Genomic DNA, 10,895 nt, shown 5'->3' with positions numbered 1-10,895 from the left:
ACTACCAGAACAACCGGGCGGGCGGCCCGAAGCATACCCCATCCTTTAGGGTGGGGTGGCCGCCCGCAATTTGATTTAGTAAGATCAATACGGCTAGTGAATACGATATAAAAATATCCGATTCTTTACCGAATGGAGCTGCTGCCAGAGGGATATTGATAAATAATTCTTACAAGACCTGACAAGACCTGTAAATTTTATGTCGATTTACAATAAAAAATTATCCAGTAAAAGGAGAAAACTAAATGGGAAGCAAAATTCTTGAAGGATTCTCTACAATCACCAGGTCATCGCAAGAAGTTACTTCGGACATTTTAGTTATGAATTTTACCATTGTAACCGCCTGCCTGGTTGGAGGCCCCAATAACAGGACAGCCGGATGGGCGCTTGTAGATACAGGGCTTGAAAATTCGGCGGATTTCATATTGGAAGCTGTTGAAGAAAGGTTTGGTAAAAGTAGCAGACCACAGGCGATTATTCTTACACACGGGCATTTCGACCATATAGGGTCGGTCCTTGAACTCTCTAAATTATGGAATGTTCCGGTATATGCCCACAGGTTAGAATTGCCCTATATAACTGGAAAAAAGGATTATCCTGTCCCAGACCCTACCGTAGATAAGGGTCTGGTAGCTAAAATGTCACCAGCTTTTCCGCACAAACGTATAGACATAGGTTCTCGTGCTGTAGCGCTTCCTGACGATGGCAGTGTACCCGGTATGCCGGGCTGGAGGTGGATACATACTCCCGGACATACCGAAGGACATATCTCATTGTTCAGAGAAAAAGACCGTGTGCTTATAGCCGGAGATGCTCTCAGTACAGTAGAACAGGAATCGCTCGTGTCCGTAGCCACCCAGAAGGAAAGAATTAGAGGCCCTCCTAAGTACTTTACTATAGATTGGAACGCGGCGAAGAGTTCAGTAAAACAACTCAGGGATTTAAGGCCATTATTGTTAATTCCGGGGCATGGACAATCTGTGAGAGGAGAAGAACTGACAGAAAATTTAGAAAAACTGGTAAATTATTTCAATCAGATAGCAAAACCTGATCAGGGCCGTTTTGTCGAGAAGTGATAATTTGACTTTTTTATTCCTTTTCAATTTCGGAATAGATCCTGGAAAGCCCCTGCAGAGTGAAATACCCTTTTCTGGTAATAATATAGTCTCCCCGCTCATTTCGCTGTAAAACCATGCCTGTTTCAAGCAGTTTCTGAAGGTGAAAGAGCAAGTTTCCGCCGCGCAAACCTGTAAGTTTGGAAAGTTCGGAAAACGTTTTGCTTTCTCCGGAGAGTGCCTGGAGCATCAGGAGACGCTGGCGGTTAGCCACAGGCTCGCAGACTTCAGAGACCAGCTTTTCAGGCTCGATTTTGCTAATATCGGTTTTTTTGTTCTCTTCTTCCCGGTCTTCATAAATCTGAAGCGAATGCATGAGTTTGACCTGCTTTTCAAAAAGATTTGTAGCTTCCGAAAAGCACCTGCTGCAACTGGAGGTTTTTGCTTCCTTTTTTAGTTCCTCCAGTCTGTCCCGGTACAGTTTTATGGTCTCAGCTTCGATTCTGCCCCTTCCGACAAGCCCTGCGGTTTCCTGCAAAAGTTCCCTGAACGCCGTTTCACAAAAATCCCGCATCCCGCAGTCCGCAGTCATGCGGGTATGCATCCTCTCGCTTGCATCCTCACAGAGATAGTCTACCATAGGTTTCGTAAAATTTCTTCTCATTTCCCCAAGCATTCCTTCAATGTGCTGCTGGTTTGCCCGCTGCAAGAAGCGTGAGAACTCATTCCGCAGGGAGCTTACTTCTTCCTTAATAGAGCGCAGTTCGGTTCTGTAATTAATCTCGGAATTTTCATTGGCTATCTCCATTTTTTACCTGCCTCGGAAACTTTTGAAAACTGGATTATATGCAATTAAAATTATTTTAGTTAAAGCTTGTTATATTCAGGGCCACTAATTAACACTGTTAATAAAGCTGTTAGCTTAAGGCAATATAAAGCTTGTCTTAAAGGTTATTTTTCTGTACAATCTAATTCCTGTACATAATTCTGACGCTCAAGTATATAAATATACACAGCCTTTCAAATCCGGGTGATAAATCATGGAATTACAGGATATAAACAACTTCGTGCAGACCGCAAATGAGGATCAGCTCAAAGCCTTCGGCTTCCTCGGACAGTGGATGATGGAAAACGTGCCTGAATACTGCACCTGTGCCTCAAAATGTTCGCAGAACTGTGAACTTGCAAAGGCACTCGGCGGAGCGCTTCAGGCTGCCGGACAGAAACTCCAGGGACAGTGAGCAGAATAAACAGAAAAAATAAGGGGCAGAAGTAAACAGAATACCATCCAGGTCTGCTGTACTCTACTTCTTATTTTCATTTTATTTTTATTCTCCATTTTTTCTTTTGATTTTCAGGCTTATTCGGGTTTTCAGGCGTTTAAATTCTTCACTATTTACTCTCAGCTTTCGAAAACCTGCTCAGGATCCCATCTACAGACCGGAAGATTACACTTATTTATACTAAAGTGGTATATTTTAATTCAAATATATATGAGGGCGAATTGATATGGACTCGACAATCTCAGAGCGGGAAAAATTCTGGGACGCAGAAACTTTTGCAATAATTACTGACCGCACAAAGCCAGCTATGAAATGGACTGCCCTGGAACTTAAAAACCGCGGCAAGAAAGTCTACCTCGTGGACCTTTCAGAAAAACCCGATCCCGACTCCCTGAAAGATATCTCTTCTCTTCCTTCAGGCATAAACCATGCAGTTATCGGAATAACAAAAACCGAGCCCGCCGATCTGATCCCTCTTCTAAGGGAAAAAGGTGCAAACCGAATCTGGCTTCACTGGACAACCGAAACCGAAAAAGCCCTGGAAACCTGCCGGAAACTGAATCTTGAGTGTATGACCGGACATTGCCCCATGATGTACCTCGGAAGCGGGATAAGTATACATGGTGTGCACAGGGCGATTGCGAAGATGACGGGGAAATATTGAAAATCCGGTGGTTAAACTTCGATTGTCTAACTTTCAATTTCCCATCTTCTTAAATTTATTTTCTCCAGCTTCGTTCCATTTTTTCATACAGACCAAGTAAATTATTTCGTGTTATTTTGAAATAAGGATGTTCGGGTCCATACTCTTTTTCGATTATGCCGAGGGCTTTTTCGTAGAGATTGATTGCAGTTTCGTACTCGCCCATACTTTCATGGAGGCCTGCGAGATTGTTCAGGGTTGTCCCGACATCAGGATGTGTCGGGTCAAGAGTTGTTTCGTATATCCGGAGGGCGCGGGTATAAAGAGGAAGGGCTTTTTTATGCTGGCCGAGAATTCGGTAGAGTTCGCCCATGTTGTTTAAGGTCTTGGCAACCTCAGGGCTGTCAGGGCCCAGGATGCGCTCCCGGATTTCCAGGGCTTGCGTATAGAGTTCCAGGGCTTTTTCGTGGCGGCCTTTCTGGACATAGACGCCTGCGAGGTTGTTCAGGGTCGTGGCAAAGCCCGTGTGCTCGGTTTTTCCGAACTTTTCCATGATTTCCAGGGATCGGGTGTAGAGGATCATAGCCTTTTCATATCTTGTGGTCTGGAAATAGAGCAGTGCCAGGTTATTAAGGGTCTGTGCCACCTGCGGATGCTCGGTGCCGTATACCTTTTCCTGGAGCTCCAAAGCCTGCATGTACCTGTCCTCGGCTTCATCAAGTTTGCCCATCTCCGCGAGCAAAACACCCAGGTTATTCAGGGTTCCTGCTTTATATCCCATAACCACGCGGCTGTCACGCTCCTGCTCAAGAAGCTTTCCAAGAAGTTCGAGAGCCTTCCTGAAGTATATTTCAGCTTTCTCGGGTTTTTCAATTCCCTTATAAAAGAAAGCCATCCTGTTAAGGGTTCTGACGGCGCCGAGGTTTTCCGGACTCAGAAACTTTTCCTGGATTTCCAGCGCGCGGGTATAGTATGAGAGGGCTTCTTCGGGTCGCTCCATAAGGGTATAGAGAATGCCAAGCTCGCTCAGCGTATTCCCTGTCTCAGGCCCGGGCTGGTCGGGAAGGTTTTCTCGAATACTCAGAGCCCTTGAAAAAAGCCTGAGGGCTTCTTCGTAATTCCCCATATAACGGTAGATTCCTGCAAGCCCGTTCAGTGCGGATGCGGTCTCAGGATTCTCAGGCCCGAGCCTCTTTTCCGCAATACCCAGCAGTTCTTCATACAGGGGAAACAGCACTTTCCAGGACCCGGATCTATAGAAAGGCTCGGCTTTGACTGTAAACCAGCTTACAAGTTCCTCAGGCTCAAAGACCTCCTTTGCGTGTATAAATGCTTCCTTTAAGGCGATTTCGTCTTCAGGGGTGATAAGCTCGGGATCCAGATCTTTCAGCCTGTTTTCGTACCTTTCAAGCAGGTTTCGGTGGCCTTTCGCTTTCCTTTGCACTCCTTCTCCCACCATTCTCTCTGGATTTTCATCCATGGCTTTAATAGAAGTGTTTTCGGCAGACGCCTCTTCTTTTCCTGAAGATCCCTCTTTTCCTGAAATTTCTTCGACTGAGTCTTTCCTGAGATCACTCGTAATCTACCCCTCCTGAATCAAAAACGGGATAATAAAGGTCCCGATTTTAAGATTTAAATATATCTAACTCTAAACATTCCGCGATGCTCCTATATTAAATAAGCTTGTCCAATAGTATATGTTGTCAAATTCATCTGAATTATATTTAATATTATAAATTAAATTCAATATTATGAATTATATTCAATATTATGAATTATATTCAATATTATAAATTAGATTCAATATTATGAATTATATTTAATATTATAAATTAGATTCAATATAATGGATTATATTCAATATAATGAATTATATTCAATATCATAACTGCTGGTGGAAAATAAACAAACACTCTGACAGGCTAAGGATAATGTATGAGATTCAGTAATCTCAAAAATAATTTGAAAATTGTTCAAATTATTCCTTATTTCATGCCTTTATATTGATTATTCGCTCTGTGCCTCTTTTTTGGCTGCATAGCTCTCAAAAAAGGATTCACTGAGATTTTTATTTAATTTCAATCAAAGTAAACTTAATTCTTTATTATGAACTCTATACGTCATAATATTACTATAAAATAAGGAGCCAGTAAAGCAGATAGAAACACAAAGGCAAAAAGAAGGTAAAATTAGTATAAGTCTTGATAACTTATAGAAAACTCCCCATTCCTCATTAGTTAAATCTGTTTTTCAACTAAAAATGTTTATTTATTTTTTAAAATTCTTTTTCACTATGATACATTTAGATACCTTTTTATTGTCGTTACCGGCAGCATTTCCTACAGTTAAGCTGACAGTATACTTTCCAACTTTGTTATATGTATGTACAGGATTTTGAGCTGTTGAAATGCTTCTATCTCCAAAGTTCCAGGACCATGAAGAAGGTGATCCCGTACTCTTGTCTATAAATGTGACTGCCAATGGTGCTTCTCCTGTACTGGGAGATGCCGAAAAGTCTGCAACAGGAAGTACCGGCTCCAATCCTTCTTCCGAGACAGTAGCCATATAGATATCACGGCCTCCGTTGCGCCAATCATGCCACACTATCTTATTATCATAGATAGCCGGGTAGAATGCTAATTTACTGGTGGTTATCTTAGTTTCCGTATTTGTAGAGAGGTCATACATGTAGATATCATTGTCATACTCTTCGTCCCGGTCGTCAGTCCAAACTATTTTATCACCATAAATAGCAGGATCGTATACTGATGCATTGGTAGTTATCCTTTCTTCCCTGGAAGTGGAAAGGTCGTACATGTAGACATCGGGGTTTTCATTGCGCCAATCTTCCCATACTATTCTGTTACCGTAGATTGAAGGAAATTGTTGATAGGATGTATCGGTAGTGATTTGGGTTTCTTCGGAAGTGGAAAGGTCGTACATATAGATATCCGCATTTCCATTACGACCATCATACCATACTATCCTGTCACCGTAGATAGCAGGATCGAGACCGATGGCGTCTATCTTTTTTTCCTCGGAAGTGGAAAGGTCATACATGTAAATATCGTAGTAGTTTCCGTTGCGGAAATCTTCCCATACAATCCTGTCCCCGTAAATTGCAGGATTCATCTGATCTGATGCATTGGTTGTGATTTGAGTCTCCCTGGAAGAGGAAAGGTCGTACATATAGATATCGGCATTTCCATTGCGCTGGTCCATCCACACTATCCTGTTACCATAAATAACAGGCTGGTGTGCTGATCCACTGGTGGTTATCTGCGTTTCCCGGGATGTGGAGAGATCGTACATGTAGATATCAGGATTTCCATTGCGATCGTCTAAAAAAGCTATCTTATCACCATATATATCTGCATTACAGGCCAATGCACTGGTAGTTATTCGGGTTTCAGTGATTGCAGGCGAAACGCTCTCCGCAGCGGTTATCAATGCTGTAGACGAAATCAAAAATAATGCAACAGCTATTGAAAAGAAACTTATCTTACAAAAAGTCCTTCTTTTATTCATTATGTTCATCTCTGATTTCTGATTATGAGGTTTGACTCAATTATCAGGACTCAGCATAATACTTAATTTTTCTCTTTTAGCCCTTATAAATATAAAAGTCAGCTTATTTCTAGAAAACCTGATAAATCAGCTGCAGGAGAGTGAAACAAATACGTAATAAGATATCAGACCGTTTAACAAAAACTAATTGTGATACTAATTGTGATACTAATTGTGATACTAATTGTGATTCCGATTTAGAGTAATTACTACAAATATGAGTTCAGTAAGCGATACAATGTGTGTATGCACGGCAGCAGTTCAATTTATTGGATTGGAACTGAGGTCACGTATCCGAAAAAGAGAAGTCAGCATAATTGATATAAAGAACCAGAAAGAAGAAAGTAAAAAAATCGGATGCAGGAAAATAAAAATTCAGGAATCAGAAAGAAGAAAGTAAAAAAATCAGACGAAGGAAAATAAAAATTCAGGATACCGGAAAATAAAAAATCGACATCCGGGGAATAAATTAAAACAGGTGCTGGCTGGGTGTTTCCTCTTACCAGACAAGGCTGTTTTTCAGAGTTGCCAGAATATTTGTGAACTCGTTGCTGAACCTGCACTTTGCAAAGTCCGGAGAACTCAGAATGTTTTTCTTTATTTCCTGCAGTCCGATCAGGAGATTTATGTCGTCGCTATACTCAAATCCTCCGTCAGATGCCGTGATGTTTTCTGCAAGAATCTCAAGAAGCTTCGGATCAAGATCGTTTGTAATGTAAGTGTCCAGAGTCAGAATATCTGAAATTCTCTTGTAGAAGTCTATGAGCTCCTGGTAGCCGGGTATGGCGTAGGTTTTTGCCATTTGTTTTTGCCTGTTGAGGTAAATCAGGTAACGGGAAATTGTGCTTATTACGTTTTCTGTAGCCTCTTTTTTAGGGAACGCGATTGGGAACCTTTTCAGCATCTTTGAGTTAAGGTTGCCGGTATTCTGCACTCCCTGGCGGCTCCAGACCTCAGGAAAAGCCCTTGCGATCGAAGAATTGAGCACGGCTGTAACATAGTGGTAGAGTGTCGGGTCTCCAAGGACGGCTCCTACCCCATTTGCAAAAACGTGCTTTCCGGACGGGTCGTATGAAGCCTGCAGACAGGAGTTGCTGGTTATTATAATTTTAGGTGTATTAATATACCTCAGGAAGCTTTCATCTTCAAGGCGGTAATCAGCCGAATCGAATTCCTGTTTCTCAACCCTGGACTGCTGTTTAATCTCCATTAGCAGTTTATAAGCTACGGGAAACTTTACTTTCAGTTCCTCGGGCTGGAATATTCTGTATTCTTTCCTTATTTTGTTGTCGAGGACTTCATAAGGCAGCATAAACTGGTACTGGGTTGACCGAACCGCAAATTCATTCGAAACGGAATCATCTACATAAGGGTACATGAGTTCTTTTTCTATGACCTGTTCTATGCCTACACTTGTGTGCGAGTCTATGCTGATGCAGGATGCATCTGTGCAGTTCTCTCTCGAAAGACCAGCTTTTTGCAAAAAATCGTTAGTTGGGGGTACACCTTCAAAAACTTCTATTGAGATGTCTTCCAGGGTTCTAGGGATTTTGCTCAGCCTTTCAACTATGTCGTCTTTACTCCAGAACATATATTTCACTTCTTTTTTATATATATAGGGAATTCCGGGTAAAATGGTTTCTTTGTGGGTTGGGTTCTCAAAAATTCGTTTTTGATTTTGAGGCACCTGAATATTAACTCCTCAGAATCGCCGTATTAATCTTTGAATACACCTCTTAATATAATAATTTATTCATAATAAAGGTTAACAATTGAAAAAAAAGTTTATTCCGTTGTGAGGAGAAGCGAGAACTGGTGGCAGTGAGTTATTCGCTTCCTTTGATAAAAAGGGAGATGTTCGGCAATTGTAGAAGAATCCCGAGGTTTACAAACCGGAAAAGATTTCTAAGGCCGTTCTTGCGTTTTCCAGCATATTGTGGTCATTATTGAAATAAACATAGACTTTCCCAGGACCGAATTCGCGTATTTTATTGATGGTTTCGCTAATTTCTGTCCTAGAATAATCATAATTGTACCAGCTTTCCCTTCCATGCATTCTCATATACGCGATCTTTCCGGGAAAGATGCGGTCTCTGTAATCCGGCGAGTCTACGGAGACGAGAGTTACTTTTTCCATAAGTTCCGCACATGCTTCATCATCTCCAAGCAGCTCTTTATTCCTGATCTCCAGGGCAAACCTTTCCCCGAGCTCTGCGGCTTCTGTAAAGCTGAGTGCTCGTGCAGCGTCATCAAATTTCGGAGGCATTTGAAAAAGGTAGAAATCAACAAGGTGATCCATGGGTTCGAAGAGCTCCCGGAAATTTTCCCAGATTTCAAGGGAACTTTCACTGAGCTGGCGCCAGTGAGTTATAGACCTGTGCACTTTTATGCTCCATCTCAGTCCTGTTCCCTTCGTGCTCCAGCCTTCAATCTGCCCGAGTGAAGGAAATCTATAAAAACTGGCATTAAGTTCGACGCTGTTCAGGCCGGAATTCTGGATAAACCAGTCAAGGCTTTTCTTTTTGTTCCATTCATAGTACCAGCCGCTTGTGCCTACAAATGCATCCATAAAGTCCCCTTTTGTATATCGGCGTAATGGCAGATCTATTTTTGGCTCATTTTTTAATTCTCACAAATATGAAAAAGGTTTTTCAGGTAATATAAAACAGGTTCAATACCCCATGGCATGTACAGGTAGTGGCAATGAAAAAAGTCCTGTCCTCAATGTTTTCAAATCTTCCCCTGCCTGCGGTTGCATTAAATTCATTTAAAAACTCAAGAATTTCCAGCAGATTCTGCCTGAGTTCCCTTCCTTTAAGCCCTCCTGTGCCTGGCTTCATCTGGTGGCTCTCAAAGATCCAGCCTGGCAGGTTACGGCGAAGTTCTCGTGTATATTCCGTAATGGTTTCAGGCTTCTTACGCCCGAAGGTGGGGCAGCGGTCTTCTGGACCCGGGCAGCCGTCTGGACAAATTTCTCCCTCTCTGGCATAAGAGAAAAACAGCATGCCATATTCAGGGTAACGTCCTGTGATTACAGCTTCAGGAAAGGAAGCTGCAAGCTTTTCAAAAAAAGAAATCAGCCTTTCATCTTCAGGTTTGATAAGAAGCTCGGTTACCGGGTTGTTTCCTTTCTGGATTTTACCCTGAGCTTCCTCCGGTTTTTCATTTTTCCCAGGCTCAGGAGGGAGTTTTAGAAGACCAGAAAGCATGTATGCAACCGCATGGCAGGGAACGGCAGGAATAATGTATTCAGGGATGCCGAGACTTAGAAGAAAAGGTATGTTATCCAGATCCATTTTATAGAAGTAAGCTTTCGATTCGATGCTTTCTCTTTTGCTTTCTCCTTCGTATTCTCTTTCGTTTTCTCCTGCTGCTCCGGGAGATTTGGGTGCTTCAGCATGAAATGGTGCTGAAGCCTTAATTTTCAGCAGGTTTACCAGATCATCTTCGGTTTTGATAATTTCGGCATCGCTTGTTGCAGGCGCATTTTCGTCCCTGTCGATGATGAGCACGAAGGGGAATTTATTCTTCCGGGCATACTGAAGGAAATCCGTGCCGATTTTTCCCCCTCCCAGCACAAGGTAATAATTTTTGATTACCTGGGTTTTCTCAAGGCGATTTATTTTCTCATTTATTGCAGATTCTTTATATTCCCTCTTTTCCATAGAACACCAGCCAGATAGTTAAGAGTCAGCAAGTTACGAGGCTTTTCCTTCAGCCCTGTGAATAAAAATTTAGTTTCCTTTTATATAAGTGCACAGGAGAAATTGTCGGGTATAAACTTGCGGACATCACGATAGTAGTTGTTCAAGGTATCCTGTGGGATCAATCAGGTTTTCAGGCTTCTCTTCACCAAACCAGTTGCCTCCCAGATAATTCCTGTGCGTGGCAACGGGCAATTTTTTCCAGAGCTCAAAATGAAGCATGCTCGGATTCTTATCTTTTAGCTTTTGGATATAAAGCGGGCAGAATTCATCGATTTTGCTGGAGTTCAGCACCATGCCGACGTACCCTATCAACCGGCCTGGCTCGATTTCGTCTCCTTCTCTCACGGTAAAACCTGCAAGCTCACCGTACTTGCAGAACAGCCCCCTATCGTGTTCAATAATTACATAGTAAGTCGGATTCCAGTAAGGCAGGATTTCGGGCGAGGTCATCACTCCGGTCTCTGCGACAACTCCTTTCTCAATCGAAACGACCTCCGTGTTTTCAGGGGCATAAAGGTCAACTCCGCAGTGATATCGATCGCCCCTATTTTCCCAGAAGGAGCCGGCTTCGCCTTTTTGTGGAATTTTGACCTTTTTGTAGTCTGTTTTTTTCGGGCTCATTATTTCCGACGCTGTATTC

At 42.3% G+C, this 10,895-nt stretch carries 11 protein-coding genes; 4 read left to right on the top strand and 7 right to left on the bottom strand.

The genetic code is table 11. From position 1 onward, the window contains the following. Positions 1-245 precede the first annotated feature (245 nt). The gene (locus tag EQO05_RS14175) at positions 246-1,076 is read left to right on the top strand and encodes an MBL fold metallo-hydrolase (protein ID WP_128507603.1); all 831 of its coding nucleotides are present in this window, start codon (positions 246-248) and stop codon (positions 1,074-1,076) included. A gap of 13 nt (positions 1,077-1,089) precedes the next feature. Here the strand turns inward: EQO05_RS14175 and EQO05_RS14170 are convergent, their stop codons facing one another. Beyond that, positions 1,090-1,863, bottom strand: coding sequence for a winged helix-turn-helix domain-containing protein (locus tag EQO05_RS14170; RefSeq protein WP_128507601.1), 774 nt, complete (start codon positions 1,861-1,863; stop codon positions 1,090-1,092). 232 nt (positions 1,864-2,095) lie between these two features. Here EQO05_RS14170 and EQO05_RS14165 point away from each other — a divergent pair, with 232 nt between their 5' ends. Further along, positions 2,096-2,296 carry a hypothetical protein gene (locus EQO05_RS14165; RefSeq protein ID WP_128507599.1) on the top strand — a complete coding sequence of 67 codons (201 nt, stop codon included), beginning with the start codon at positions 2,096-2,098 and terminating at the stop codon, positions 2,294-2,296. A 268-nt stretch (positions 2,297-2,564) separates the two neighbouring features. Next, complete coding sequence (locus tag EQO05_RS14160; protein ID WP_128507597.1) at positions 2,565-3,002, top strand: hypothetical protein; 438 nt, start codon at positions 2,565-2,567, stop codon at positions 3,000-3,002. Positions 3,003-3,057: 55 nt separating this feature from the next. Here EQO05_RS14160 and EQO05_RS14155 read toward each other — a convergent pair whose 3' ends face one another. Then, positions 3,058-4,425, bottom strand: coding sequence for a tetratricopeptide repeat protein (locus tag EQO05_RS14155; protein ID WP_240664739.1), 1,368 nt, complete (start codon positions 4,423-4,425; stop codon positions 3,058-3,060). Between the two features lie 824 nt (positions 4,426-5,249). Beyond that, the gene (locus EQO05_RS14150; RefSeq protein WP_164888576.1) at positions 5,250-6,509 is read right to left on the bottom strand and encodes a PKD domain-containing protein; all 1,260 of its coding nucleotides are present in this window, start codon (positions 6,507-6,509) and stop codon (positions 5,250-5,252) included. A gap of 256 nt (positions 6,510-6,765) precedes the next feature. Here EQO05_RS14150 and EQO05_RS14145 point away from each other — a divergent pair, with 256 nt between their 5' ends. Further along, the gene (locus EQO05_RS14145) at positions 6,766-6,948 is read left to right on the top strand and encodes a hypothetical protein (protein ID WP_128507591.1); all 183 of its coding nucleotides are present in this window, start codon (positions 6,766-6,768) and stop codon (positions 6,946-6,948) included. A gap of 99 nt (positions 6,949-7,047) precedes the next feature. On the opposite strand, the gene EQO05_RS14140 is transcribed toward EQO05_RS14145, so the two are convergent. The 4 genes from EQO05_RS14140 to EQO05_RS14125 form a co-directional block, all read right to left on the bottom strand. Beyond that, positions 7,048-8,139, bottom strand: coding sequence for a hypothetical protein (locus tag EQO05_RS14140; RefSeq protein WP_128507589.1), 1,092 nt, complete (start codon positions 8,137-8,139; stop codon positions 7,048-7,050). A gap of 294 nt (positions 8,140-8,433) precedes the next feature. After that, positions 8,434-9,117, bottom strand: a complete 684-nt coding sequence (locus tag EQO05_RS14135) for a DUF72 domain-containing protein (RefSeq protein ID WP_128507588.1) — start codon at positions 9,115-9,117, stop codon at positions 8,434-8,436. A gap of 82 nt (positions 9,118-9,199) precedes the next feature. Then, positions 9,200-10,213 (bottom strand): hypothetical protein, encoded by a 1,014-nt coding sequence (locus tag EQO05_RS14130; protein ID WP_128507586.1) that lies wholly within the window; start codon positions 10,211-10,213, stop codon positions 9,200-9,202. A gap of 126 nt (positions 10,214-10,339) precedes the next feature. Then, positions 10,340-10,876, bottom strand: a complete 537-nt coding sequence (locus EQO05_RS14125) for a M23 family metallopeptidase (protein WP_240664737.1) — start codon at positions 10,874-10,876, stop codon at positions 10,340-10,342. Positions 10,877-10,895 lie beyond the last annotated feature (19 nt).

The sequence above is a fragment of the Methanosarcina sp. MSH10X1 genome, assembly GCF_004099695.1.
GTDB lineage: Archaea > Halobacteriota > Methanosarcinia > Methanosarcinales > Methanosarcinaceae > Methanosarcina.
This window is presented reverse-complemented; position numbering and strand designations above follow the sequence as displayed.

Excerpts from the sequence above, each read along its gene's own strand:
- EQO05_RS14165 (WP_128507599.1), top strand. The coding sequence starts at position 2,096 with ATGGAATTACAGGATATAAACAACTTCGTGCAGACCGCAAATGAGGAT.
- EQO05_RS14160 (WP_128507597.1), top strand. The coding sequence starts at position 2,565 with ATGGACTCGACAATCTCAGAGCGGGAAAAATTCTGGGACGCAGAAACT.
- EQO05_RS14145 (WP_128507591.1), top strand. The coding sequence starts at position 6,766 with ATGAGTTCAGTAAGCGATACAATGTGTGTATGCACGGCAGCAGTTCAA.
- EQO05_RS14140 (WP_128507589.1), bottom strand. The coding sequence starts at position 8,139 with ATGTTCTGGAGTAAAGACGACATAGTTGAAAGGCTGAGCAAAATCCCT.
- EQO05_RS14130 (WP_128507586.1), bottom strand. The coding sequence starts at position 10,213 with ATGGAAAAGAGGGAATATAAAGAATCTGCAATAAATGAGAAAATAAAT.
- EQO05_RS14170 (WP_128507601.1), bottom strand. The coding sequence starts at position 1,863 with ATGGAGATAGCCAATGAAAATTCCGAGATTAATTACAGAACCGAACTG.
- EQO05_RS14125 (WP_240664737.1), bottom strand. The coding sequence starts at position 10,876 with ATGAGCCCGAAAAAAACAGACTACAAAAAGGTCAAAATTCCACAAAAA.
- EQO05_RS14175 (WP_128507603.1), top strand. The coding sequence starts at position 246 with ATGGGAAGCAAAATTCTTGAAGGATTCTCTACAATCACCAGGTCATCG.
- EQO05_RS14150 (WP_164888576.1), bottom strand. The coding sequence starts at position 6,509 with ATGAATAAAAGAAGGACTTTTTGTAAGATAAGTTTCTTTTCAATAGCT.
- EQO05_RS14135 (WP_128507588.1), bottom strand. The coding sequence starts at position 9,117 with ATGGATGCATTTGTAGGCACAAGCGGCTGGTACTATGAATGGAACAAA.